The organism is Marivita sp., assembly GCF_022763305.1.
Lineage (GTDB): Bacteria > Pseudomonadota > Alphaproteobacteria > Rhodobacterales > Rhodobacteraceae > Marivita.
On the sequence record NZ_JALEGT010000016.1, the window covers coordinates 1 to 21,924 of the forward strand.

Here is a 21,924-nt window from a genome sequence, read left to right on the forward strand (position 1 = left end):
GAGAAAGAGGAGGCATTCTTCGCAGACTTGAGCGCCGGTGAGAAAGCGGCATAACTATTGAACCAGAAACTCTCCGGTAAACCCGGGGCGGTTCAGACAGCGCAACGAGATCGAGGCACGAGCCGTCGAGCTTCTGTCCGATCATCCCGACTACCAGCTTCTGACAACCATCCCAGGCATCGGCCCGATCAACGCCATGACAATCCTCGCGGAGGCTGGAGATCTACGCCGCTTCCGGCATCATCGGCAGTTCCTGAAGTTCTGTGGCATGGACCTCGCCACCGTCCAGTCCGGCATGTTCCGCGGTCAGAGCGGCATCTCGAAGTACGGCAAGGCCCGGCTTCGGCGGACCCTCTGGATGGCCGGCCAAACCGCTGTTCTCAAGCGGACCAACAGCTTCCGCGACAAGTTCGAGCGCTACATCTCGAAGGACCGACACAACGCCCATCTGCGCCGCAAGGCCTACACCGCGATCGCGGCCAAGAGGGCGCGCACCGTACACGCCGTGGTCAAACACGGCGATCCCTATCGCCCCTTCTTCGAGGGGGTGAGCCCAGGCGGAAGGACCACTCTCTGACATGAGCCGTGGAGGCAGCTCGCTGACCTCGTAGATAATGTTCGGGCCTTCTGCTTGGGATTTGGGATCTCGTATTGAGGACGGTGAGGGCCGCCAGAGCGCGTACCCTGTGTTTGCTATGGAAGAGATCATTTCTTGACGGCAGAGCCCGTCTGGGCAACCTTTACAGGGCATCCGGTTCGCCGGATGTCCCACGACCTGCTGACCTAAGCGGCCAGATTCTCCCGACATAGGACGTTGTCGCTGACTACAAGGCAGGGATACCCGCGCAGCTCGGCGATCCGATCCAGTTCACGGGCGACACGCGCGCCGCCGATGGATGTATTGACCACAGCGGCCAGACATTCCCGGCTGAAGTCATCTATGACGTTCAGCACACGGAACCTACGGCCATCCTCCAGTGCGTCCGACATGAAGTCGAGGGACCATCGCTGGTTAGGTCCCTGCGGGATCGCCATGGGCGTCCTAGTGCCCACAGCGCGCTTGCGTCCGCCCCGTTTACGAACGGTTAACCTTTCTTCGCGGTAGAGCCGATACAGCTTCTTCCAGTTGACCTCCCAGCCTTCGCGCTTCAGCAGGATATGCAGGCGCCGATAGCCGAACCGTCGCCGCTCGGACGCCAGTTCCTTCATTCTGGTCCGCAATTCCGTGTCGGCGGGGCGCTTCGACGTGCGCCGATACACACGCGGATCGATCCCGGCCAGCGCACAGGCACGGCGCTGATTGTAACCCTTGGTCTTCATGGCCCAGTTCACAGCATTCCTCCTCGAACCGGGCCTCAGAAGTTTTTTCCAAGCATCTCTTTCAGCGTCGCAACGTCCATCATCTGCTCGGCCAGCATCTTCTTCAGTTTGGCGTTCTCGGATTCCAGCGTCTTCAGCCGCCGAGCGTCGGACACTTCCATGCCGCCATACTTGGATCGCCACTTGTAGAAGGTCGCGTCATTGATCCCATGCTTGCAGCACAGCTCCTTCGCGCCAAGCCCAGCCTGGTGCTCTTTCAAAATGCCAATGATTTGTTCTTCGCTGAAACGGCTTCTCTTCATCGTCTGTCTCCTCAGTTGGAGAACAGGCTAACCTCAAATCGAGGACTTTTCAGGGGAGCAGGTCACTGAGAGGATCACCTTCGGGCATCAGTCAGAGCAGGACGCGACGCGCCTCCAATCCTTGAGCAGAGGTGGTCCTGGAAATTCGACCAGTTTGCCGCCGTGCTGAGCTATAGCATTGGTTTCATTTCAGGCGGCAACCTTCAGGTCCGGAGATCGCCTATCATAGGCCTCGTCCGGCGTCATGATCCCATGTGATGAGTGCGGACGTCTTTCATTGTAGTAAGTGATCCAGTTGCCGATCCCGTTCCGGGCTTCGGAGCCGGTTTCGAAAGCATTCAGGTAGACGCATTCGTATTTGAGTGATCGCCACAGCCGCTCGATCATTCGGTTGTCGATCCAGCGCCCCCAACCATCCATCGAGATTTTGACCTTCGCATCGCGCAACACGTCTGTGAAATCGGTGCTGGTGAATTGCGAACCTTGGTCGGTATTGAATATCTCGGGGGTGCCGTATCGGGCCAGCGCGTCTTTCAATGCGTCGACGCAGAACCCCGCGTCCATGCTGTTCGAGAGCCGCCAGCTCAGCACCTTCCGGCTGTGCCAGTCCATGATAGCCACGAGATAGAGAAATCCCCGGCGCATGGGGATGTAGCTGATGTCAGCACACCAGACCTGATTGGGTCGGGTGATGGGTAAGTCCTTCAGAAGATATGGGTATATCTTGTGCTCCGGGTGTTTCTTGCTGGTCTTTGGCTCCTGGTAAATCGGCACCAGACGCATGAGTTTCATCAGCCGCCTGACCCGATGCCGCCCGCATTTATGTCCCTGCCGCTGCATATGGCGGGCCATTTGCCGGGCCCCATACCACGGCGTCTCCAGGTCCGCAGGACGACGGTCGATGATTTCCATGAACTTCAGGTTCTCAGCGCTTTCTCCGCGCGGCTGGTAGTAAAGGGTCGAGCGTGCCAACGACAGCAGGCTGTATTGCCGCCGGACGCTGAGATCAGGATGGTCTTTCTTCACCGCTTTTTGCCTCCAGTGCCGAGGATGAGACTGGAGGCTTCCGACAAAAAATCCCGTTCCACGACCAACTGGCCGATCTTGGCGTGCAGCTTTTCGACCTCTGCCGCCGATATCATCGGTTCAGCGGTCGCCCGGCCACTGAAGGCCTGTGCCATGTTCTCAATCGCCGTCCGTTTCCAGCCGCTGATCATGGTGGGGTGGATGTCATACTTCTTGGCCAACTCGGCCGTCGTCAGCTCCTCGCGGATGGCTTCCAGAGCCACCTTCGCTTTGAACTCCGCCGAATAGCGTTTCCGTTTGGTCATTTCTGTGCGTTCTTCCTCAGGCGACACAGCTTAACACCTGGTCCGAAAGCCCGCGACCACCTCTTGCTTTCCTGAACGTAAGTTAATTTATTGCCATAAATATTCCGCATACCTCTGACGTGTATGCGCATGTGATAGATGGGACGCTTGGCATTTTGTCGATGGAACAGAATAATTTGTCCATCTTTCAGCTCTACTTTGTTCAAGTAGCTTTTGCTCATTGCAGTATCGCCAGCATCATTTCTTCGTAAAAGAAGTGTAAAATCAACTATGCCGTGCGTCTATGATTTGTTTCATATAAATTTCTTGTAAGTCGATGCAAATGGAAAAAAGCGCAGTGAAAACTGCGCTTTTCCAATGAGTTAGGTTTTTGAGCGTTAGGGAATTTGTTAACGCTTGGAGAACTGGAAGCTCCGACGCGCCTTGCGCTTACCGAACTTCTTGCGTTCCACCACGCGGCTGTCGCGGGTCAGGAAGCCAGCGGCTTTCAGAGCCGAGCGCAGCGACGGATCGTAAAGCTGCAGCGCCTTCGAGATGCCATGCTTGACCGCACCGGCCTGACCGGACAGACCGCCGCCCTTGACGGTGGCCATCACGTCGAACTGGTCGGCAACGCCGGCCACGTCGAACGGCTGGCGCAGGATCATCTGCAGAACCGGACGTGCGAAATAGGCGTTCATTTCCTTGCCGTTCACGCTGACCTTGCCGGAACCCGGCTTGATCCAGACGCGGGCCACCGCGTCTTTCCGCTTGCCGGTCGCATAGGAGCGACCCAGCGCATCGCGCTGCGGCTCACGCGGGGTTTCAACCGCTTCCGGCGCAGCATCGAGGCCTGCGGCGGTGTTCAGCTCTTCGAGAGAATTGAGTTGCTCAGCCATTATTTCGCCGTCCGGGTGTTCTTGGAGTTCAGAGATTTGACGTCCAGCACTTCGGGGCTCTGGGCCTCGTGCGGGTGCTCGGCGCCGGCATAGACGCGCAGGTTGGTCATCACCTTGCGGGACAGGCGGTTGCCCGGAAGCATGCGCTGAACCGCTTTCTGGACGACGCGCTCGGGGTGTGCGCCCTCGAGGATCTGCTGTTTGGTGCGGGATTTGATGCCGCCCGGGTGGCCGGTGTGCCAGTAGAAGTGTTCCTGACGCTTGTTGCCGGTCAGCTGAACCTTGTCCGCATTGATCACGATGACATTGTCACCCATGTCCATATGCGGAGTGAAGGACGGCTTGTGCTTGCCGCGCAGGCGGGTGGCGACGATCGCGGCAAGACGGCCCAGAACGACGCCCTCGGCGTCGATCAGGATCCATTTCTTGTCGATGTCTGCCGGTGTTGCAGAAAAGGTTTTCATCGTGGGATGTCCCTGACGTTGGATGGGTTAGGCAGGGTGCAGGCACCCCGTGTATTCCGATGCGCGGGTTATAAGGATTGCCAAATTCCCGTCAAGCGGCGTTTGCGCAAATTTAATTTGTAAAATCAACGCCCTGAAAATAAGGTATCATAGTACCCCAGGCGTCCCGCGACGTTCAGGTCTCCGAAAGTTCCAGCTTGCGATAGACGAGATACTTCTCGAAGGCGGGCGGATTCGCGTTCCCGTCATAGCGGGGCGTTTCGCTGAACCCGAGCCGGTCATACAGCGCCAGCATCGAGCTGTTGCCGCGCACCGTATCCGCGAGGATCGTTTTCGCGCCCAGCTCCCTCGCCTTTTCGATGCGCATTTCGATCATGCGGCGCCCCAACCCATAGCCGCGTGCCAGATCGCGCACGAACAACCGCTTCAGTTCCGCCCGATGGTCGTCGATCATGCGCACGAACCCGCATCCCAGCAGATAGCCCGAGCTGTCGCGCGCCAGAAGAATCCCGCCATGCGGCGGCATGAAATCGTCGATCACATCAAGGCTGGACTGGACATGGTCTTCCACGGACAGCGTCGGCCCCCCGACCGCCATCAGCCGCTCGAGAATCTGGGCGTAATATTCGGTCAGAATGTCGGACAATTCGTCGAGATCAGGCCGCGTTTCGACGAAGGCCAAGCTGATGTCTAAACCCATTGATGTCTCGTGATAGGTGAGTCGCGCTCTACAGCCTAGCGCCCGATTCGGCGCCGTGCGACCGTTTTTTGGTCATTCCGGCGGAAAATCAGACACTTATCTGCTCAGGCGGGTGTCCAAGAAGATCGCGCAATTGCAACATGGCACTTTCGAACCGGTCCAGCGGCACCTGAGCGTTCACCGCGATCCGCACGGCATGCGGCGCACGCCCGTCACGCAGGGCGAATTCGTCGGCGGACCTGATCTGAACGCCGCGCGCTTCGGCAGCCCGGCAGAACGCCGCGCCGCGCCAGCCTTGGGGCAGGGGGAGCCAGAGGAACGGCACATCCTCGTGCCAGGTCAGGCGATATGTGCCCAGGGCATTCACGGCAACCCGCACATATTCGGCCATCCGCAGGCGGATGGATTGCATGATCTCGTCGGTCTCGGGCGCTGTCAGGATCTGTTCCGCCACTTCCGCAAGGGGCTGGGCGATGCCGAAGAATCCGTGTTCGGCAATCTGGCGCAAGTCCGGACCACGGCCCCGCGGTGCGGTGGCAAAGCCGATGCGCAGCGCCGGGGTCAGCACTTTGGAAATCGAGGTCAGATGCCAGGTGCGTTCGGGCGCAAGGATCCGGTAGCTCGGGGCCAGGATGTCGGTGCGGCGATAGCAATTGTCCTCGATGATCTGCAGATCGAGGCTTCGGCACACATCGGCAATGGCATCGCGCCTCTCGGACGGCGTGCAGATCAGTGTCGGATTGTGAACATCCGGCGACGTGCACAGCACCTGCGCCCCGGTCCGCCGCGCGATTTCGGCCAGCGCATCGGGTAACAGCCCGTGTTCGTCGCTGGGCACCCCCACGACATCGGCCCGCAACAGGTCGGCGGACCGCCGGAATCCGGGATAAGCCATATCCTCGACCAGAACCGTTGGCCGCGCGCCCCTCAGGATGGCCTGGAGGATCACGCTCAGGCCATTCTGCGCGCCGTGCACGATCACCACGTCCGATTCCTCGATGCTGCCAAGCGGCGTGTTGCGCAGCCAGTGCACCGCTGCCTCGCGCAAGGGGCGATAGGCGTCCCGCGTCGGATAATGCAACAGCCGTTCGGGCGCGGTTTCTCCGATACGTGCAAAAGCGTCACGGATCAGCGCAACCTGTCCCAGATCGGGCAGCTGGGGGCTGAACAGCGACAGCTTGCCGTCCTGTACCGGGACCGACACGTATTCCCTGTCCCGCGGTGTCTGGGCTATGCGCGCGTTGGGATGCGCCACAAAGGTGCCTCGCCCCACTTCGGCCACCGCGTGCCCGGCATTCGTGAGCAGAGTATAGGCCCGCGCGACGGTGCCCGGCGTGATACCCAGCGACCAGGCAAGCTCGCGCACCGGGGGCAGCTTGTCGCCTGCGCGCAGGTCTCCGGACCGGATCGCGGAATGGATCGTGTCCGCCACCCGTTTGTACTTGGGGCCAGCCGTCGGCTGCGGCAGCGAAACGATCTTGTCTGGCGAAATTGTATCCGACACAATCTTTCTCTGGAGCGTTTATTGAGTCGAATGTATCCAAATTTGTATCGCGATAGCAATAGAAATGCTGCGATACTGTTAAATTGTGTCGATACATTTGAGGAGTACACCCCATGGCACACGCAACCTACGCCCCGCAGATCGCCTATCTGAGCGGACAGTCCACGCTGTCGCCACTGGCTGTCGTAGCGCTGCGCGTTGCGGTGACGCTGACGGTGTGGTCCGAACGCCGCCGCACGCGGCAGCATCTCAAACATCTCGACGATCACCTGCTGCGTGACGTCGGTCTGGATCGGCTGACCGCCCAGCGCGAGGCCAACCGGAAGTTCTGGCTGATGTAAATCCCTGCGTCAGTCAGATCTCTGGGGGCGCAAAGACCGGCTTTGCGCCCCTTTTTTCTATCCGATCAGCCGTTGTAGAGAATACCCCAACGCGCCAGCAGCCGTTGCTGCAGCTTGCGTGCTGCGATGGCATAGGCCTGACCGCCGGGCGGATCCTCGCGTTGGTCACGGGTCAGCGCATCCCGGCGCGGCAGATCGGCCGAGAAGCAGGCAAACGCCAGTTCCGTGCCATCGGGCAGGTCTATGAAGCCACCCAAACCGCTCACGAAATTGAGCGTTCCGGTCTTGGCATGGACGCTCAGCGGATGGTCCTCGATGATGCGGCGATCCTCGTCGCGCAGGGGATGCTCCTTGAGCAAAGGCTTGATGCCCATGCTCTTTCTGGCAGCGATCAGCGCCTTGACCATATCCCGTGCCGACACCCGGCTGTCATCGCCCAGACCCGAGTGATCCTCGAGCGCGACCGATGACATTCCCAGCCGCTCCTTGGCCCACGCGTTCATCGCGTCCGCCGATGCTTTCAGCGTGTCAAATCGTCCTGTGCGCGCTGTGGTCGCCGTCATGCCGACGCATTCCGCAGTGATGTTGGTCGAGTATTTGAGCATGTCGCGCAGCACCACCCGCAGGGGTGCGCTTTCATGGGTCAGAACATGCGTGGTGCCTTGGGGCAGGGTGTCGATCAGTTCGGGCGCTTTGAGCACGATCCCGTTCGACCGCGCAAAAATCTGGAACACTTCGGCGGCATAGAGTGCTGGCTTGCGCACCGGGAGCCAGCGCGCACCGTTCCGCCCCAGAGCACCGCGCGCCACCGTCCAGTCATCAAAGACGCCGCCGTCCTTGTAGGTATAGATCGGATGGTTGCGCGGCTCGACCCGCATCCGCGCGGCACGCACGTCCGGGCGCAGGGTGGCAGACCGTGCATCCATCGTGACATTGTATCCATCGCCCGCACGCTGCCATTCGAAATGGACCCGGTTGAAGTTCAGGTTCAGGCCCGAGATTCCGGGATTGTACCCCACCTGGTCCGGTTGTTCGCTGTCGATCCCGATCAGGCTTGGCAGCGCACCGGCCCAGACAAGGAACCGACCCGTGACCTCTGTGACGCCCGCCTCTTCCCGCAGTCTCTTGGTGATGGTCGCGATCCCGTCGGTGTCCAGCGTCGGATCACCACCACCCGCGAGGATGAGATCTCCGTCGATCCGGCCATTCGTGACAGGTGCCGTCGCCAGCACGCGGGTTTCGAAATGATACCCGGGACCCAACACATCAAGTGCGTAACAGGCGGTCAGAGCCTTGGCGACGCTGGCCGGGGGCAGGGCGCGCAGCGGGTTGTGAGATTCGAGCACAAGCCCACTTTTGACATCCGCCACCTGAACGCTGATCTGACCGGCCAGCCGGGCCTGCTCGATCAACTCGCTCAACGGCGGCTGATAGGTCTTGAGAATGTTCTCGGCCCGCGCCGCAGGGCGCAGGGATGTGGTCGGGGCCAATGCGGATTGGGCGAATGCCGAAGGTGCGATCATGGCCGAAGCCAGACCTCCCAGAACCGCGCGACGTGAAACCTCCCGTGTCATGGGGCGGATGTAACCTCAGTCCTTGCAGGCTGACAAGCACACGCTTTGGTGATCCGGCGGCTGTGTCGCACCGGCCTCTCGCAGGGCGACATGCACGCGCTCACCACGCCCCTTTCGCCCGCAAGTCCGACGAGCTGACCTGCATCATCGGCATGTTCACGAAACACCATGCCGGGGCAGCCTGATCGGCAAGGATCGGCGCCGCACGTCCGGGCAAACGCATATGGCCATATTTGCGTGCCGTGCGGGAATTCAGGCCGGCCTGCCGCCATCCCGGGCGCGCCAGAACGCCGACGGGCACCGCCTTGAGGATATCCTCCCAGCGCTCCCAGCGGTGGAACTGGTGAAGGTTGTCCGCCCCCATCAACCACACAAAACGGACGCCCGGATACGCCGCTTTCAACGCATCGACGGTCTCGGCGGTATACCGTGTCCCGATCTGTGCCTCGAAATCGCTGATGATCACCCGCGGATCCTGCATGACGTCCTTCGCCCGCGCCATCCGCAGGTCAAGCGCCTTGGGTCCCCGCACCTTGAGCGGATTGCCCGGAGACACCAGCCAGATCACCCTGTCCAACGCAAAACGCCGCAACGCGACCTGCGTCAGATGCACATGGCCCTCATGCGCAGGATCGAAGGACCCGCCAAGAAGGCCCACGCGCAGGCCGGGCCGAAGATGCATACGGTTGTGCGGCAAGTCTATTGCGACCAGTCGGGGGGGCGTTTTTCAAGGAACGCCGCGATGCCTTCCTCGGTGTCACGGTAAAGCATGTTCTCGACCATCACCTGCCCGGTATAGGCATAGGCCTCGTCCAGCCCCATCTGCACCTGCTCGTAGAACGCTTGTTTCCCGATCTTGACGGCCGCACCCAGCTTGCTTGCGACCAGCGTCGCCAAGTCCTGCGTGGCATCGGCAAGCTCTTCGGCGGGCACCACCTTGTTCACCAAGCCCAAAGCCTCGGCGCGGTGCGCGTCGATGAACTGGCCCGTCACAAGCATCTCGAACGCCTGCTTGCGCGGGATGTTGCGGGACAGGGCCACCATCGGTGTGGAGCAGAACAGCCCGATATTCACGCCGTTGACCCCGAACCGCGTGCCTTCGGCAGCCACGGCCATGTCACATGAGGCGACCAACTGGCACCCGGCAGCGGTCGCGATACCGTGCACCTGCGCGATCACCGGCTGCGGCAGGCGCTGAACACCTGTCATCACCCGTGCGCAGCGGTCGAACAGGTCCTTGAAGTAGGCCTTGCCGCCATCTTCGGACTGTCGTCCCGCCGTCATCTGCTTGAGGTCATGCCCCGCACAGAACGCCTTGCCCGCGCCCGAGATCACGACCACGCGCACCGATCGGTCATCGTGCAATGCGTCGATCTGTTCCTGCAGCGCGGCCAACATTTCCTCGGACAGCGCGTTCAGCCGGTCCGGCGCGTTCATGTGCAAATGACACACCGCATCCCTGTCGTGACGTTCCAGGATTTTCATCTTGTCCTCCCAGTGAGTTGCGGCGACCTTATCGGCTCAGAGCAGGGGAGAAAAGCATGGCGCTCAAAGTTCCGGCCGATGAAATGTCGGCCTTTCTCGATGAGGTGTTTCCACAGGTCAAGGGCATGTTCGGCATCGACCGCCTCGATGAAGAGCTTCTGGTGATGCGCCTGCATGCCGGCGAACAGCACCTGCGTCCCGGCGGGACAGTCTCCGGCCCTGCCATGTTCAGCCTTGCCGATGTGGCCGCTTATGTCGCCACGATGGCCCGGATCGGGAAAGAGGCGCTGGCTGTCACCACGAATTGCTCGATCGACTTCATGCGTAAACCGGCCGCAGGCGCCGACGTGATCGCCCATGCGAAAGTGCTCAAGCTGGGCCGCGCGCTCAGCGTGACCGATGTGCTGCTCTATTCCGACGGACTGCCTGATCCCGTGGCGCGGGCGACCCTGACCTATTCCCTGCCGCCTAAGCGCACCTGACGCGGGTCACATCCGCAAATGCCGCGCCCGTGCGCCGCGCTCGATGGCGGCGGCGTGCAGCCGGTCGAGATCAAGCTCGTAGCGGATTTCTTCCAGCAGGCGCAGCTCGCCTTCGCGCAGCGTGCCGTCGGCTGCCGCCACATCGCAGGCCAGCGCATAGGCCGTTTCGAACAGCCGTTCCGGCAGATTGTCCCGGATCAGCCCGAACAGCGCGTCCAGCCCGTCTTCCTGTTCGAACAGGTCGAACACCAGTCCCGACATGTCCGGAATCCGCGCCTCGTCATATTCCGCAAAGATCGGCAGATTGTTGACCGCCGACTGAATCTTGACCAACTCGGCGGTGCGGATGCTTTCATCCGACGCAGAAACCGCGATCATGAGCGCAACAAGGCAATCCTGCGGACTGAGGGGGTGGGGGTCGGTGTCGGACACGGTCTTCGCTTTCTGGTTTGGGTCTGTGCCTTCAACTTATTGACCCGCCCGCGCCCCCGCAATAGGGAGTGCCCCTTGAACGCCCGTACAATTCCGTGCGGCGACCATCCGGAGAACAAGAGCGATGTCCAACCTGCGCGAAGCTGCAATGACCTCAAAGGCCTGGCCCTTTGAAGAGGCGCGCCGGCTGCTCAAACGCTATGAAAAGGCGCCGCCCGAAAAGGGCTACGTGCTTTTTGAAACCGGTTATGGCCCCTCGGGTCTGCCGCATATTGGTACGTTCGGCGAGGTCGCGCGCACTACGATGATCCGCCGCGCGTTCGAGGTGATCTCGGACATCCCGACCAAGCTGATCTGTTTTTCCGATGATCTGGACGGCATGCGCAAGGTACCGGGCAACGTGCCCAACCCCGAGATGCTGCGCGAACACCTGCAGCGCCCGCTGACCGATGTGCCGGACCCTTTCGGCACCCATGACAGCTTTGGCGCACACAACAACGCAATGCTGAATCGGTTCCTTGATACGTTCGGGTTCGAGTACGAATTCATCTCGTCCACCGAATTCTACCGCTCGGGCCGCTTTGACGAGGTGCTGCTGCGCGCCGCAGAAAAGTACGACGCGGTGATGGAGGTCATGCTCAAATCCCTGCGCGATGAACGGCGTGAGACCTATTCGATCTTCCTGCCCATCCACCCCGACACGGGCCGTGTGCTCTATGTGCCGATGAAAAACGTCGATGCGGCCAAGGGCGAGATCACGTTCGACGACGAAGACGGGCGCGAAATCACGCTTCCGGTCACCGGTGGCAACGTCAAACTCCAGTGGAAGCCCGATTTCGGCGCGCGCTGGGCGGCGCTGGATGTCGATTTCGAGATGTACGGCAAGGATCACAGCACCAATACGCCGATCTATGACCGCATCTGCGAGATCCTCGGCGGCAAGAAGCCCGAGCATTTCACCTACGAACTGTTCCTTGATGCCAATGGTCAGAAGATCTCCAAGACCACCGGCAACGGTGTCAGCATCGACGAATGGCTGACCTATGCCAGCACGGAGTCGCTGTCGTATTTCATGTATCTCAAGCCCAAGACGGCCAAGCGGATGCATTTCGACGTGATCCCCAAGGCGGTCGACGAATACCACCAGCAGCTGCGCGCCTATCCGACGCAGGACGCAGCCGGTCAGGCCAACAACCCGGTCTGGCACATCCACTCCGGCAACGTGCCTGAATCGCACATGGTCGTGCCGTTCTCGATGCTGCTGAACCTCGCCTCTGCCGCCGGGGCCGAGGACAAGGACACCATGTGGGCTTTCATCAAGCGTTATGCGCCCAATGCGTCGCCCGAAACCCATGCCGATCTGGATCAGGCCGCAGGTTTTGCCGTGCGCTATTACGAAGACTTCGTGAAGCCCACCAAGACCTTCCGCGCGCCGGACGAAAAGGAACGCGCGGCAATGGAGGACCTCGCATCCCGGCTCGAGGCACATGACGGCCCGACCGATGACGAAACGCTGCAGACCATCGTCTTTGCCGTCGGCAAGGACCACGGCTTCGATCCGCTGCGCGACTGGTTCAAGGCGTTGTACGAGGTGCTGCTGGGGCAGTCCCAGGGCCCGCGCTTTGGTGGTTTCATCGCTCTCTACGGGGTAGCTGAAAGCGTTGCGCTGATCCGCAAAGGGCTGGCCGGGGAGCTTGCCTAAGCGAGGCATTTTGCCCAGCGCAGGAATCGCGCTAGCTTTTCGTTCAGCAACGAAAGGTGACCCCATGCGCAGAGTCCTCACCGGGCTGACCCTTGCCCTGTCCATGACGGGAACGCTTTGGGCGCAAGACGTTCTTGCGCCCGATCCCGGCATCGAAACCACCATCCAAAGCCAGATCGACGCCTTCCTGCAGGACGATTTCGGCACCGCCTTTACCTTTGCCGCCCCGAACATCCGCAATATCTTCCGCACGCCGGAAAACTTCGGGGCGATGGTCCAGCAGGGCTATCCGATGGTCTGGCGTCCCGAAAGCGTGACCTTCGGCGATCTGCGGGCCATCGCGGGCGGGATTTACCAGACGGTGATCCTCACCGATGCGGCGGGAAATCTGCATTACCTCGACTACCGCATGCAGATGATCGACGGGCAATGGCGCATCGCCGGAGTGCAGATCCTGCAAGCGCCGGAACTGTCCGCGTAGGGTGCGTGATCTCACGCACCATCACGCTAAGTCTTCAGCGGTCAACACATAGGCCTTGCCGAACCCGCCATTCAGATGCGCGCCCAGCGGGGTGAACCGCACCAACGCAAAGTCGGCGAACCCAATGTAGAGCTTGGCTTTGGGCTGTTTGGCCAGAAACGCCTCTGCCAGACCCGCATGCTCTGCATCGCCATGACGGACAAACCGGGCTTCCGCCCGCAAGCTCAGGCGCGGATGGGTCAGCGGATCGCCTTTGCCCTTCGGCTCCCCGATCAAAAGCGCGCAGACCGGATTATGCTGCAGCGCAGCGCTGTGATGGCTGAGATCGGACATCAGGCTCAACGGCAACCCATCCGGCCCCGCAACCAGCGCCACACGGCTCACCATCGGGCTGCCATCCGCCTTGTCGGTATAGGCCAAAGCCGCAAACCGAGCCGACGACAGCAGGTCGCGGGCCAGCGATAGGGCATCGTCATCGGTGGGGCGAATGGGTGATTTCATGTGACTCATCCTAGCATCCTGACCGGGTGTGGCAATTTTTATGCTGCACCTGCACAATAACCCTGTACCCTCGGCCCGAATCGAAGGAACAGACCATGCCCGGCCACGTCATCACAGTTGCTCAGCAAAAAGGCGGCTCTGGCAAGACCACCGTTTCCGCCAATCTCGCCATCGGCTTTCTGCGTCAGGGCAAAAGCGTGGCGCTGGTCGATATCGACCCGCAGGGCAGTCTGGGGCGCTGGTTCATGACCCGGCTGGAAACCGAAGCCGGTCCCGTGGATCAGCTCGAATTCGCCACATCTTCGGCTTGGGGCATCACATACGAAGTCCGCAAGCTGTCCGAAAAGAACGACATCGTCATCATCGACACGCCGCCCAAGGCCGACAGCGATCTGCGCCCGGCGCTGCGCGTGGCCGATCTGGTGATCGTGCCGGTCAGTGTGAGCCATGTGGATCTCTGGGCCACCGAAGGTGTGCTGGATCTCGCCCGGCGCGAGGACAAGGAAGCGATGATCGTCCTCAACCGGGGGCGGCCGAACACCCGGCTTGGCACCGATGTGGCCAAGGCGGCGGAAAAGCTGATGGCGCGCATTGCCGATGCCACATTGGCCAACCGCGTGATCTATGCCGAAGCCTTGGGGCAGGGCCGGGGTGCCGCCGAAGGCCGCAAGACGCCCGCGCAGGCCGAAGTCGACGCGCTCACCTCGGAGGTGGCACAGGCGCTGGCAAACGGGTAAGGCAGGGCATCCGACCAAGGAGCCTGCCATGACCGACCTCGACGCCCTCAAGACCGTGATCCGCGCCGACAGCGCCGCACGCGGGCAGACCGTGTCCAAGCTTGGCTATTTCTGTGCCCCGTTCCGGCCTGCGTCGGGCCCGTTCTCGGACAAGGTGATCAAGGTCTATCGCGGGCTGCGGGATCAGGCCGCGCTCGACCGGCTGGCGCAGTGTCACGACGATTACGTCGCTGCGTTGAACAAGGCCGGGGTCGCCCTGCCGCAAACCGAATTTCACCTGCTCGACATGGATGGCACCCGCATCCCCGTGATCGTGCAGGAGGCGCTGCCGTCGGACAGCATGATGCGCCCGCAGATGCAGACCGCCGCGCTGGACGACACGCTGTCCATGATGGAGGCCGCGGGCGACGTGATCGCGACCTTCTGGAACAATGCTGACCAGTTCGACACCCGCATCGGCTTTCACCCCTCCATCCGCAACTTCGCCTATCTGGAGGGCCGCGCGCTTTTCTTCGACACCTTCCCGCCGCTGATCCATTACAGCCGAGAGGAGATGGGCAAGATGCTGCTTCTGTTCTCCGACAAGGCGCTGATGCGCTGGGTCGGGCCGTTTCTGCAAAAGAAAGTCATTGGCATTCAGGACGAATGGTACTCGGCCCCGGAAACGCTTGTGGGTCTTGTCGGGTCGGCCTGCCGTCTGCGCCCGAACGACGCCGAAGCCTATCTCGACTGGGGTCGCGACTTCACCCAGCGCCGCATGTCCCGCTGGGCGGACGAGGCGCTGCCGCATCTGCAGGAACCGCCGCGCCTGCCGGGATACTGGACCGGCTTTCGCAAGCTCTTGGGATTGCAGGGCGAACCCAACGTGTCGTGAGTTTGCAAACCCATCGACAGAGTTTGCAAACTCCATAAGGCCATGATGCGGATCAAGGCGATCTCACCGGCGATGGATTAACCTGTCCCCATCCAGAGAAACGGAGGGGACCCATGTATTCGAACATTCTCGTACCCATCGCGCTCGACAATGAAGACGGCCGCGCGGAACAGGCGATGGAGATCGCCAAGGGGTTGGCACGCGAGGGCGCGACCATCACCCTTCTGCATGTCGTCGAATCCGTGCCCAGCTATGCCATCAGCTATATCTCGTCCGATATCCTTGCCGCCACGCGCACGGGGATCGAGACCGAGATGGCCCGTCTGGCCTCGGATATCGGGGCGACATCCGTGGTGATCGACGGTCATTCCGGCCGGTCCATCCTTGACTATGCCGAGGAACAGGGGTGCGACCTGATCGTCATCGCCTCGCATCGACCGGGCATGCAGACCCTGCTGCTGGGATCGACGGCAACCCATGTGGTGCGCCATGCGCAATGCTCAGTACATGTCCTGCGCTGATTGACATTTCCGACCCACGCTGCACCTCCTGCCCGACAACAGGAGGTGCCCATGGACGATACGCTGACACTCGACACCCGCGACGGACTGCCGGACGCGCTGCGCGTGCTCTTGCAGGATTTCCCGCGCGAGACATGGCCCGACCATGACAATTTCGCCGGTCTGGTGGCGTTCTGGCTGGACCGGCATCTGATGTTCCGCAAGCTCATGACCGCGCTCATCGACGATGCCGAACTGGCCATAGACCGCAAGATCGACGCGCAGACCCATGCCGCGAAACTGTCGCGCTACGGGTCCATGCTGCTGCAGAACCTGCACGGACATCACCAGATCGAGGATCACCATTACTTCCCGGTCCTGGCCGCACGCGAACCTGTCCTCAACAAGGGGTTCGAGCTTCTCGATTCCGACCATCACGCGATGGACGGCTTGCTCAACCGCTTTGCCGATGGGGCAAATGCGGTGATTCAGGGAAAGACCGAAGCCGGCGTCTTCCGCGACGACCTGCTCAGCTTTCAGGCCATGCTCAACCGGCACCTGATCGACGAGGAAGAGCTGGTGGTGCCGGTGATCCTCAAGCACGGGCCATCCGGGCTGGGCTGACGGGTTTACTTGGCCGGTCGGCCCGTGGCAAACGTGCCGCCAGACCAAGACGGAGCCCCGCGCATGGACATCGACGATCTGGCCACCCGCATCCTAGCCGGGGAGCGTCGCGCGCTGGCGCGGGCGATCACGCTGGTGGAAAGCGGACGCGCCGATCACCGGGCCGATGCGCTGGCATTGTTCGACCGGCTCAAGGGGCACGGACGCGAGGCGCTGCGCATCGGACTGTCCGGCACACCGGGCGTGGGCAAGTCAACTTTCATCGAATCCTTCGGCATGATGCTTACGGCGCAGGGGCTGAGGGTTGCAGTCCTTGCCGTTGATCCAAGTTCCGCACGCTCCGGTGGCTCGATCCTTGGCGACAAGACCCGGATGGAGCGCCTGTCGCGCGACCCCAACGCCTTTATCCGCCCATCCCCCTCCCAGTCGCATCTGGGCGGTGTGGCCCGCCGCACGCGCGAGGCGATCGACCTCTGCGAAGCGTCTGGCTTTGATGTGGTGCTGATCGAAACCGTGGGGGTGGGGCAGTCGGAAACCGTGGTGGCGGAAATGTCCGATCTGTTCCTGCTGCTCTTGGCGCCCGCAGGCGGTGACGAATTGCAGGGTGTCAAACGCGGCATCATGGAGATGGCGGACATCATCCTTGTCAACAAGGCCGACGGGGATCTCAAGGCCACCGCAACCCGCACCTGTGCCGATTACGCCGGGGCCCTGCGCCTGCTGCGCAAGCGCCCGCAGGATCCGCAGGGCTTTCCCAAGGCGATGACGGTCTCTGCGCTCGAGGATACCGGGCTGGCGAAAGCCTGGGATGAAATGCGCACACTGACCGACTGGCGCCGCGAACACGGCCATTTCGCGGCCCGTCGTGCCGAACAGGCGCGATTCTGGTTCGAGGCGGAGCTGAAGCAATCCCTGCTGGCGCGGCTGGAGCGCGAGCCGATGAAGGGGCTTGTCCGGGCGCTGGGCCGCGCCGTGGAAGAGGGGACAAAGACCCCCAGCCAGGCGGCGGATGAGGTTCTGACGCAACTCGAGGGGCGATCCCCGCCTGCCGCATGACCCAGAAGCGCGCCTGCGGCGCACCGGTTTGAGCTTGCATGGCCTTTGGCCATCCAAGCCGTTTGGGGGGCTCTGCCCCCGTCGCCCGTTGGGCGACTCCCCCGAAGTATTTTTGAACCAGAGAAGAAACGGCGCGGACTCCCGGTTTTCCCGCAAGGCCCCACTTGACGCCTTTCCCGCATCCCTCTAAGGACAGCCAACGAGATTCCGGGCGCTGCCAGTCGGCGCCCTTTCATATTGGTGGACGATCCGACGCCCATCTCTGATAGAACGAGGATGAACCCATGTCGCGTGTTTGCGAACTGACCGGTAAAGGCCCGATGACTGGCAACAATGTCAGCCATGCCAACAACAAGACACGTCGGCGTTTCCTGCCGAACCTGAACGATGTGACCCTGCAGTCCGAGACACTGGGCCGTGGCGTCAAGATGCGCATCTCCGCGCACGCCCTGCGGTCTGTCGATCACCGCGGTGGTCTGGACAAGTTCCTGGCAAAGGCCAAGGACACCGATCTGTCGGCCAACGCGCTGAAGATCAAGAAAGAGATCGCCAAGGCGCAGGCCGCGCAGGCCTGATCTATTTCCTAGGTGGCATTGCAACAGCCTCGCACGGATTCCGTGCGGGGCTGTTTCCGTTTGTCGCATTGTGGGTCTTGAACCAAACGGTATCTCCGCAGCATGCTTCGCGGTCTTCGTCATATCACCGTCCTTGCCCTAGCGCTTTTGATCGGCGTCACCAGCGTGACCCTTGCAGCGGCGCGCGGGCAATCTCCGGCGGTCGGTACGATGGAGATCTGCACCGGGACCGGGCCGATCCATGTTCTGGTGGACGAAAACGGCCAGCCGACCGGCGGGGTGATGATCTGTCCCGACTACGCGCTGGCCTTTTTTGCGGATGTCTGGCTGCCTGTCCCCTCGGCTCCGAGGGTCGACGTATGGCAGGCGCTCTGGATCAGCCGGACCAACGCCCTTGCAACCGCAACCGCACGCGTGTCGGCACAGGCACGGGGGCCGCCCACTTTCCTTTGAACGTCCCTGAAATACTGACTTCAAATGGAAAGATACTGACATGTTCAAGAAATCCCTGATCGCCGGGGCCGCAGCCCTGATGCTTGCCGGTCCCGCCTTTGCTGAAATCACGGTCGAAGATGCCTATGCGCGCTCGGCCTCTCCGGCGGCCAAGTCCGGGGCAGCCTTCATCGTGCTCCGCAACAGCTCCGATACCGAGGATCGGTTGATCGGCGCCAGTTCCGACATCGCAGAGCGCGTCGAGCTGCACACACATATCTCCGGCGACAACGGCGTCATGCGCATGGTCCATGTCGAGGAAGGCTTCGTGCTCCCGGCTGGTGGCATGATCGCCATGCGGCGTGGTGCGGAGCACGTGATGTTCATGGGTCTGAACGACGCCATGGAGCAGGGCGACACGGTGACTGTGACCCTGACCTTCGAAAAGGCCGGCGACATTGTTGTCGAGGTTCCCGTCGATCTGGAACGGCAGGATCACGGCGGCATGCAGCATGGCCATGGCGGCATGAACAACGGCGCCGGCAACTGAGCCTTCAGGCCAGCAGGCGGTCCACCCACGCAGGGACCGTCTTGCTGGCCGGTCCGGTGATGTGGTCGTCAAACGCGTGCGACATGTCACTGTCCCGCAGGTTCAGTTCGACCGTTGCCGCGCCGGCCATGCGCGCTTCCTCGACGAAGCCCGCCGCCGGGTAGACTTGCCCGGAAGTGCCGATGGCGGCGAACAGATCGCAGGTCTGCAGTGCGTCGAGGATTTGTTCCATGTGGTAGGGGATCTCGCCGAACCACACGATGTCCGGTCGCGCGGTTGGCGCTGCACAGGCGACGCAGGGTTCCCCCACCGTCATCTCGATGGGGGCTTCCCACCGATGGCCGCAGGTCGGACAAAGCGCGCGCGCCAGTTCGCCATGCATATGCACCGCCTGCGCTCCGGCCTTTTCGTGCAGCCCGTCCACGTTCTGCGTGACAAGCATCACGTCGCCGGAAAACCTTGCCTGCAACCGTGCGAGCGCGTGATGTGCTGCGTTCGGCGTGGCGTCGGCCGCCTGCATGCGGCGCGCATTGTAGAATCGGTGCACGAGGTCGGGATTGCGCGCGAACGCTTCGGGTGTGGCCACATCCTCGATCCGGTGTTGCGCCCACAACCCGCCTTCGTCGCGAAAGGTACCAAGGCCGCTTTCGGCCGAAATCCCGGCGCCCGTCAGAATCACGATCCTGTCGATCCGTCGCATCGCAGCCCCTTTCCCAAGTCCCCGCGCCGTTCTACATCAGGCGCATGACCAACCGTATCCTCTTTGTCTGTCTGGGCAATATCTGTCGATCCCCCACCGCCGAAGCCGTCACCCGCGCCAAGGCGCTGGAACGCGGGTTGGAGATTGTGCTGGACAGCGCAGGCACCGGCGACTGGCATATCGGCAAGCCGCCATATGCCCCGATGCAGGAGGCGGCCCGAGCGCGCGGCTACGACCTGTCATCGCTGCGCGCGCGGCAGGTGGTTAGTGCGGACGGCGATGCATTCGATCTGATCGTGGCGATGGATGCCGACAATATCGCCGATCTCGCAGCGCATGGTCTTTCGGAACGGGTGCGGCTGTTCACGGACTATGCGACTGATCAAGGCGCAACCCATGTCCCGGACCCCTATTTCACCCGCGATTTCGACGGCGCGCTGGCGCTGATCGAAGACTGTGCAGACGGTCTTCTGGACGCGTTGGAACGGTCGGCGGGTCAGGCGGAATAAAGCTTGCGCGCCAGCACATAGCTGATCGGCGCGGCCAGAACCGCACCGGCGGCGGCGGCAATCAGGATGGGCCAGAGACTGTCGTACCCGGCCACCAGGACCAGCACGACTCCACTTCCCGACAACGTGGCGGCGATCAGGGAGTAAAGGATGCGGGCGAGAAGAAGCATCGAGCTCTCGTGGACATGGCCTCAGGTCAGAGCCCGTCTGGAAGGTGCTCGGTGCGTGACCGGACTCCTGCCAGACGGGCCTGAATCATCGGGCCAATTCCTGTGTCAAGATCCAGGCCAACGGCGCTGCAAGCAGTGCGCCAGTGGCTGTGGCAAGCGACAACACAAGCGACGATCCGAAACCGAACGTCAAACAAATAACAATGAAGTTTCCCGTGAGGGTCGTGGCGATAAGCAAATACAAGATACTGGCAAGTCTGTACATAAGGGCCTCCAGCACTAATGAGCGATTCCTTTATCAAACGTCATGCGGTCAGGCTCCTTGATCGAAATCAATCGGTCAACACTAAGCTCGTCCGATCAGGCGATGTCTTTCGATATCAAGCGCAGCACAGGCTTCGATCAGCGTGAGGAAGGTGCCCCGCTTGTGGCACCATGGCGGGGGGCCATCCTCATGTCCGCCCTGCCAATCAAGACAGGTCTTCGGACAATGGCACGCCCCACAGGCACCAAAGGTCGCCTTGAGTTCAGTGACCAGAAAAGGTGCATCCAATTCCGTAAGATGCAGCCCAAGATGCGCCAGCATCCCTTCGTGTGCGGTCATGCGTGTATCGAAATCCTGTCGCATGGAGTCTAGAAAATCTGACACAGACCCTCCCTAAAGTGTAAAATCTTTCTGACACTTTTGTGTACGGCTGCATGCCGACACTGGATCACATGCCGCGAGGAAAAAAGTTGAACACGCCAACTTTAGATATGAAGACGTAAAACATTTCTGAAATTTCTTTTGGTCGCCGGTGAAAGAAACGCCCTTTTTCTAAGCGCATGACGGCAGTCGGCCGAAAAATGCACGTGGTCGATCTTCAAAATTCGCCATCGGCGGATGATCCGCTCAGGCACAGGCCCTGCACAGCGCCGCCGTTGGCACAGCGCGCAACCGGTCTTCGGCAATCGGATCGCCGCATTTCGCACAGGTGCCGTAGCTGCCATCCTCAATGCGCTGGAGCGCGGCGTCGATTCGGCGCAACTCTTCGAGTTCCGCATTCCCGAGGGCCTCGAGGACCTCGTCCCCCTGTCGTTCCGAGGCCCGATCCTCCCAATCCTTTGGCATCGGATCGTCGAGCTTGTCCGCGATATCGACCAGCGCGTCCGACAATTCCGAGCGGCGCGCAAGAAGCAGGTTTGTCTGTGCAGTCAGATCCATGGCGGTCTCCCTTCATGTGCCCATCCTGCGCCGGGTCGTCGGTGGGCGCGTTGATGTCGGTCAAATCGTCCGGCGCGGCGCGATACGAGCCGGTCAACAAATCTGTTGCCCAAGCGCCGCGCCTCGCGCTAGCCTTACCGTCATTGAAGACGGCCATTTTTACATGGAGACATTGCTATGAGCTACACGATCAAAGTCGTGCGCAAGAACGGCACCGGCACCCTCACGTTCAAAAGCGGATCGGTCAACATCTCGGAAACCTGCTGGTGGGACCAGGATGTCGTGATCGACGCGGGAACCTATACCGGCTACGCGACGCGGATGGCCAACAAGACCGACGGCACCGATGGTGGCAATCGCGAGGCGATCTGAACCGCCCCGGGTTTACCGGAGAGTTTTTGGTTCAATAGTTATGCCGCTTTCTCACCGGCGCTCAAGTCTGCGAAGAATGCCTCCTCTTTCTCTTGTGGCGTGACATATCCGATGGCGCTGTGCA

General features: G+C 61.4%; 28 protein-coding genes and 2 pseudogenes. 15 read left to right on the plus strand and 15 right to left on the minus strand.

Annotated features, from left to right (window positions below):
• Nucleotides 1–97: 97 nt before the first annotated feature.
• Nucleotides 98–577: pseudogene (locus tag MRY75_RS02365) on the plus strand (transposase); the annotation flags it as partial.
• A gap of 236 nt (nucleotides 578–813) precedes the next feature.
• Here MRY75_RS02365 and MRY75_RS02370 read toward each other — a convergent pair.
• From MRY75_RS02370 to MRY75_RS02395, 6 genes and pseudogenes are all read right to left on the minus strand, one after another.
• A pseudogene (locus tag MRY75_RS02370) lies at nucleotides 814–1,622 on the minus strand (IS3 family transposase); the annotation flags it as partial.
• A 189-nt stretch (nucleotides 1,623–1,811) separates the two neighbouring features.
• Nucleotides 1,812–2,953, minus strand: a protein-coding gene (locus MRY75_RS02375; protein ID WP_292305544.1) for an IS3 family transposase whose coding sequence is annotated in 2 segments (ribosomal slippage) — nucleotides 1,812–2,683 and nucleotides 2,683–2,953 — 1,143 coding nt in all. Because the reading frame shifts where the segments join, the coding sequence is not laid out codon by codon here.
• A 389-nt stretch (nucleotides 2,954–3,342) separates the two neighbouring features.
• Nucleotides 3,343–3,831: a 30S ribosomal protein S9 gene (gene rpsI / locus MRY75_RS02380; RefSeq protein WP_292305545.1), complete on the minus strand. Its 489-nt coding sequence runs from the start codon at nucleotides 3,829–3,831 to the stop codon at nucleotides 3,343–3,345.
• Nucleotides 3,831–4,295, minus strand: coding sequence for a 50S ribosomal protein L13 (rplM, locus tag MRY75_RS02385; protein ID WP_292305546.1), 465 nt, complete (start codon nucleotides 4,293–4,295; stop codon nucleotides 3,831–3,833). The genes rpsI and rplM overlap by 1 nt, the downstream gene beginning before the upstream one ends.
• Nucleotides 4,296–4,470: 175 nt before the next feature.
• On the minus strand, nucleotides 4,471–4,995 hold the full coding sequence (locus tag MRY75_RS02390; RefSeq protein ID WP_292305547.1) for a GNAT family N-acetyltransferase: 525 nt from the start codon (nucleotides 4,993–4,995) through the stop codon (nucleotides 4,471–4,473).
• An 88-nt stretch (nucleotides 4,996–5,083) separates the two neighbouring features.
• The gene (locus MRY75_RS02395) at nucleotides 5,084–6,499 is read right to left on the minus strand and encodes a PLP-dependent aminotransferase family protein (RefSeq protein WP_292305548.1); all 1,416 of its coding nucleotides are present in this window, start codon (nucleotides 6,497–6,499) and stop codon (nucleotides 5,084–5,086) included.
• Nucleotides 6,500–6,612: 113 nt separating this feature from the next.
• On the opposite strand from MRY75_RS02395, the gene MRY75_RS02400 reads away from it, so the two are divergent.
• The gene (locus tag MRY75_RS02400; protein WP_292305549.1) at nucleotides 6,613–6,840 is read left to right on the plus strand and encodes a DUF1127 domain-containing protein; all 228 of its coding nucleotides are present in this window, start codon (nucleotides 6,613–6,615) and stop codon (nucleotides 6,838–6,840) included.
• Between the two features lie 65 nt (nucleotides 6,841–6,905).
• Here MRY75_RS02400 and dacB read toward each other — a convergent pair whose 3' ends face one another.
• The 3 genes from dacB to MRY75_RS02415 form a co-directional block, all read right to left on the minus strand.
• A complete protein-coding gene (gene dacB / locus MRY75_RS02405; RefSeq protein WP_292305550.1) occupies nucleotides 6,906–8,414 on the minus strand; it encodes a D-alanyl-D-alanine carboxypeptidase/D-alanyl-D-alanine-endopeptidase in 1,509 nt (502 codons plus the stop codon).
• A gap of 100 nt (nucleotides 8,415–8,514) precedes the next feature.
• A complete protein-coding gene (locus tag MRY75_RS02410) occupies nucleotides 8,515–9,096 on the minus strand; it encodes a nicotinate-nucleotide adenylyltransferase (protein ID WP_292305571.1) in 582 nt (193 codons plus the stop codon).
• Between the two features lie 17 nt (nucleotides 9,097–9,113).
• Nucleotides 9,114–9,899, minus strand: coding sequence for an enoyl-CoA hydratase (locus MRY75_RS02415; protein ID WP_292305551.1), 786 nt, complete (start codon nucleotides 9,897–9,899; stop codon nucleotides 9,114–9,116).
• Between the two features lie 56 nt (nucleotides 9,900–9,955).
• Between MRY75_RS02415 and MRY75_RS02420 the strand changes: the two genes are divergently transcribed.
• Complete coding sequence (locus tag MRY75_RS02420; protein ID WP_292305552.1) at nucleotides 9,956–10,381, plus strand: PaaI family thioesterase; 426 nt, start codon at nucleotides 9,956–9,958, stop codon at nucleotides 10,379–10,381.
• 6 nt (nucleotides 10,382–10,387) lie between these two features.
• On the opposite strand, the gene MRY75_RS02425 is transcribed toward MRY75_RS02420, so the two are convergent.
• On the minus strand, nucleotides 10,388–10,813 hold the full coding sequence (locus tag MRY75_RS02425; RefSeq protein WP_292305553.1) for a tellurite resistance TerB family protein: 426 nt from the start codon (nucleotides 10,811–10,813) through the stop codon (nucleotides 10,388–10,390).
• A gap of 124 nt (nucleotides 10,814–10,937) precedes the next feature.
• Between MRY75_RS02425 and MRY75_RS02430 the strand changes: the two genes are divergently transcribed.
• Complete coding sequence (locus tag MRY75_RS02430) at nucleotides 10,938–12,515, plus strand: lysine--tRNA ligase (RefSeq protein WP_292305554.1); 1,578 nt, start codon at nucleotides 10,938–10,940, stop codon at nucleotides 12,513–12,515.
• 64 nt (nucleotides 12,516–12,579) lie between these two features.
• Nucleotides 12,580–12,996 carry a DUF4864 domain-containing protein gene (locus MRY75_RS02435; protein ID WP_292305555.1) on the plus strand — a complete coding sequence of 139 codons (417 nt, stop codon included), beginning with the start codon at nucleotides 12,580–12,582 and terminating at the stop codon, nucleotides 12,994–12,996.
• A gap of 21 nt (nucleotides 12,997–13,017) precedes the next feature.
• Here the strand turns inward: MRY75_RS02435 and MRY75_RS02440 are convergent, their stop codons facing one another.
• Nucleotides 13,018–13,497 (minus strand): HugZ family protein, encoded by a 480-nt coding sequence (locus MRY75_RS02440; RefSeq protein ID WP_292305556.1) that lies wholly within the window; start codon nucleotides 13,495–13,497, stop codon nucleotides 13,018–13,020.
• Nucleotides 13,498–13,592: 95 nt separating this feature from the next.
• On the opposite strand from MRY75_RS02440, the gene parA reads away from it, so the two are divergent.
• The 8 genes from parA to MRY75_RS02480 all read left to right on the plus strand — a co-directional run bounded on the left by parA (nucleotide 13,593) and on the right by MRY75_RS02480 (nucleotide 18,845).
• Nucleotides 13,593–14,234 (plus strand): ParA family partition ATPase, encoded by a 642-nt coding sequence (gene parA, locus MRY75_RS02445; RefSeq protein WP_292305557.1) that lies wholly within the window; start codon nucleotides 13,593–13,595, stop codon nucleotides 14,232–14,234.
• 28 nt (nucleotides 14,235–14,262) lie between these two features.
• A complete protein-coding gene (locus MRY75_RS02450) occupies nucleotides 14,263–15,108 on the plus strand; it encodes a DUF6206 family protein (protein WP_292305558.1) in 846 nt (281 codons plus the stop codon).
• Nucleotides 15,109–15,221: 113 nt separating this feature from the next.
• Entirely contained in the window at nucleotides 15,222–15,629 is a 408-nt protein-coding gene (locus tag MRY75_RS02455) for a universal stress protein (RefSeq protein WP_292305559.1), read from the plus strand.
• Nucleotides 15,630–15,680: 51 nt separating this feature from the next.
• A complete protein-coding gene (locus tag MRY75_RS02460) occupies nucleotides 15,681–16,232 on the plus strand; it encodes a hemerythrin domain-containing protein (RefSeq protein ID WP_292305560.1) in 552 nt (183 codons plus the stop codon).
• Nucleotides 16,233–16,295: 63 nt separating this feature from the next.
• The gene (meaB, locus tag MRY75_RS02465) at nucleotides 16,296–17,288 is read left to right on the plus strand and encodes a methylmalonyl Co-A mutase-associated GTPase MeaB (RefSeq protein ID WP_292305561.1); all 993 of its coding nucleotides are present in this window, start codon (nucleotides 16,296–16,298) and stop codon (nucleotides 17,286–17,288) included.
• A gap of 284 nt (nucleotides 17,289–17,572) precedes the next feature.
• A complete protein-coding gene (rpmB, locus tag MRY75_RS02470) occupies nucleotides 17,573–17,863 on the plus strand; it encodes a 50S ribosomal protein L28 (RefSeq protein WP_292305562.1) in 291 nt (96 codons plus the stop codon).
• A 102-nt stretch (nucleotides 17,864–17,965) separates the two neighbouring features.
• Nucleotides 17,966–18,316 carry a hypothetical protein gene (locus MRY75_RS02475; protein WP_292305563.1) on the plus strand — a complete coding sequence of 117 codons (351 nt, stop codon included), beginning with the start codon at nucleotides 17,966–17,968 and terminating at the stop codon, nucleotides 18,314–18,316.
• Nucleotides 18,317–18,356: 40 nt separating this feature from the next.
• Nucleotides 18,357–18,845, plus strand: a complete 489-nt coding sequence (locus MRY75_RS02480; RefSeq protein WP_292305564.1) for a copper chaperone PCu(A)C — start codon at nucleotides 18,357–18,359, stop codon at nucleotides 18,843–18,845.
• A gap of 4 nt (nucleotides 18,846–18,849) precedes the next feature.
• Here the strand turns inward: MRY75_RS02480 and MRY75_RS02485 are convergent, their stop codons facing one another.
• Nucleotides 18,850–19,545, minus strand: a complete 696-nt coding sequence (locus MRY75_RS02485) for an NAD-dependent deacylase (protein WP_292305565.1) — start codon at nucleotides 19,543–19,545, stop codon at nucleotides 18,850–18,852.
• Between the two features lie 44 nt (nucleotides 19,546–19,589).
• Here MRY75_RS02485 and MRY75_RS02490 point away from each other — a divergent pair, with 44 nt between their 5' ends.
• Nucleotides 19,590–20,054 carry a low molecular weight protein-tyrosine-phosphatase gene (locus MRY75_RS02490; RefSeq protein ID WP_292305566.1) on the plus strand — a complete coding sequence of 155 codons (465 nt, stop codon included), beginning with the start codon at nucleotides 19,590–19,592 and terminating at the stop codon, nucleotides 20,052–20,054.
• Here the strand turns inward: MRY75_RS02490 and MRY75_RS02495 are convergent.
• The 3 genes from MRY75_RS02495 to MRY75_RS02505 all read right to left on the minus strand — a co-directional run bounded on the left by MRY75_RS02495 (nucleotide 20,042) and on the right by MRY75_RS02505 (nucleotide 21,428).
• Nucleotides 20,042–20,224, minus strand: coding sequence for a CTP synthetase (locus MRY75_RS02495; RefSeq protein WP_292305567.1), 183 nt, complete (start codon nucleotides 20,222–20,224; stop codon nucleotides 20,042–20,044). The genes MRY75_RS02490 and MRY75_RS02495 overlap by 13 nt on opposite strands.
• Before the next feature lie 346 nt (nucleotides 20,225–20,570).
• On the minus strand, nucleotides 20,571–20,852 hold the full coding sequence (locus MRY75_RS02500) for a DUF6455 family protein (protein WP_366934898.1): 282 nt from the start codon (nucleotides 20,850–20,852) through the stop codon (nucleotides 20,571–20,573).
• Nucleotides 20,853–21,116: 264 nt separating this feature from the next.
• Nucleotides 21,117–21,428, minus strand: coding sequence for a TraR/DksA family transcriptional regulator (locus tag MRY75_RS02505; protein ID WP_292305569.1), 312 nt, complete (start codon nucleotides 21,426–21,428; stop codon nucleotides 21,117–21,119).
• A gap of 177 nt (nucleotides 21,429–21,605) precedes the next feature.
• Between MRY75_RS02505 and MRY75_RS02510 the strand changes: the two genes are divergently transcribed.
• A complete protein-coding gene (locus MRY75_RS02510) occupies nucleotides 21,606–21,800 on the plus strand; it encodes a hypothetical protein (RefSeq protein WP_292305570.1) in 195 nt (64 codons plus the stop codon).
• Nucleotides 21,801–21,924: the final 124 nt, after the last annotated feature.

Bases quoted from the DNA above. Each gene is read 5' to 3' on its own strand.
- MRY75_RS02450 (WP_292305558.1), top strand. From the start codon at position 14,263: ATGACCGACCTCGACGCCCTCAAGACCGTGATCCGCGCCGACAGCGCC.
- MRY75_RS02480 (WP_292305564.1), top strand. From the start codon at position 18,357: ATGTTCAAGAAATCCCTGATCGCCGGGGCCGCAGCCCTGATGCTTGCC.
- parA (WP_292305557.1), top strand. From the start codon at position 13,593: ATGCCCGGCCACGTCATCACAGTTGCTCAGCAAAAAGGCGGCTCTGGC.
- MRY75_RS02435 (WP_292305555.1), top strand. From the start codon at position 12,580: ATGCGCAGAGTCCTCACCGGGCTGACCCTTGCCCTGTCCATGACGGGA.
- dacB (WP_292305550.1), bottom strand. From the start codon at position 8,414: ATGACACGGGAGGTTTCACGTCGCGCGGTTCTGGGAGGTCTGGCTTCG.
- MRY75_RS02460 (WP_292305560.1), top strand. From the start codon at position 15,681: ATGGACGATACGCTGACACTCGACACCCGCGACGGACTGCCGGACGCG.
- MRY75_RS02500 (WP_366934898.1), bottom strand. From the start codon at position 20,852: ATGCGACAGGATTTCGATACACGCATGACCGCACACGAAGGGATGCTG.
- MRY75_RS02495 (WP_292305567.1), bottom strand. From the start codon at position 20,224: ATGCTTCTTCTCGCCCGCATCCTTTACTCCCTGATCGCCGCCACGTTG.
- MRY75_RS02410 (WP_292305571.1), bottom strand. From the start codon at position 9,096: ATGCATCTTCGGCCCGGCCTGCGCGTGGGCCTTCTTGGCGGGTCCTTC.
- MRY75_RS02455 (WP_292305559.1), top strand. From the start codon at position 15,222: ATGTATTCGAACATTCTCGTACCCATCGCGCTCGACAATGAAGACGGC.
- meaB (WP_292305561.1), top strand. From the start codon at position 16,296: ATGGACATCGACGATCTGGCCACCCGCATCCTAGCCGGGGAGCGTCGC.
- MRY75_RS02475 (WP_292305563.1), top strand. From the start codon at position 17,966: ATGCTTCGCGGTCTTCGTCATATCACCGTCCTTGCCCTAGCGCTTTTG.
- MRY75_RS02510 (WP_292305570.1), top strand. From the start codon at position 21,606: ATGAGCTACACGATCAAAGTCGTGCGCAAGAACGGCACCGGCACCCTC.
- MRY75_RS02490 (WP_292305566.1), top strand. From the start codon at position 19,590: ATGACCAACCGTATCCTCTTTGTCTGTCTGGGCAATATCTGTCGATCC.
- rpsI (WP_292305545.1), bottom strand. From the start codon at position 3,831: ATGGCTGAGCAACTCAATTCTCTCGAAGAGCTGAACACCGCCGCAGGC.
- MRY75_RS02505 (WP_292305569.1), bottom strand. From the start codon at position 21,428: ATGGATCTGACTGCACAGACAAACCTGCTTCTTGCGCGCCGCTCGGAA.
- MRY75_RS02415 (WP_292305551.1), bottom strand. From the start codon at position 9,899: ATGAAAATCCTGGAACGTCACGACAGGGATGCGGTGTGTCATTTGCAC.
- MRY75_RS02420 (WP_292305552.1), top strand. From the start codon at position 9,956: ATGGCGCTCAAAGTTCCGGCCGATGAAATGTCGGCCTTTCTCGATGAG.
- MRY75_RS02440 (WP_292305556.1), bottom strand. From the start codon at position 13,497: ATGAAATCACCCATTCGCCCCACCGATGACGATGCCCTATCGCTGGCC.
- MRY75_RS02485 (WP_292305565.1), bottom strand. From the start codon at position 19,545: ATGCGACGGATCGACAGGATCGTGATTCTGACGGGCGCCGGGATTTCG.
- MRY75_RS02430 (WP_292305554.1), top strand. From the start codon at position 10,938: ATGTCCAACCTGCGCGAAGCTGCAATGACCTCAAAGGCCTGGCCCTTT.
- MRY75_RS02390 (WP_292305547.1), bottom strand. From the start codon at position 4,995: ATGGGTTTAGACATCAGCTTGGCCTTCGTCGAAACGCGGCCTGATCTC.
- rplM (WP_292305546.1), bottom strand. From the start codon at position 4,295: ATGAAAACCTTTTCTGCAACACCGGCAGACATCGACAAGAAATGGATC.
- rpmB (WP_292305562.1), top strand. From the start codon at position 17,573: ATGTCGCGTGTTTGCGAACTGACCGGTAAAGGCCCGATGACTGGCAAC.
- MRY75_RS02400 (WP_292305549.1), top strand. From the start codon at position 6,613: ATGGCACACGCAACCTACGCCCCGCAGATCGCCTATCTGAGCGGACAG.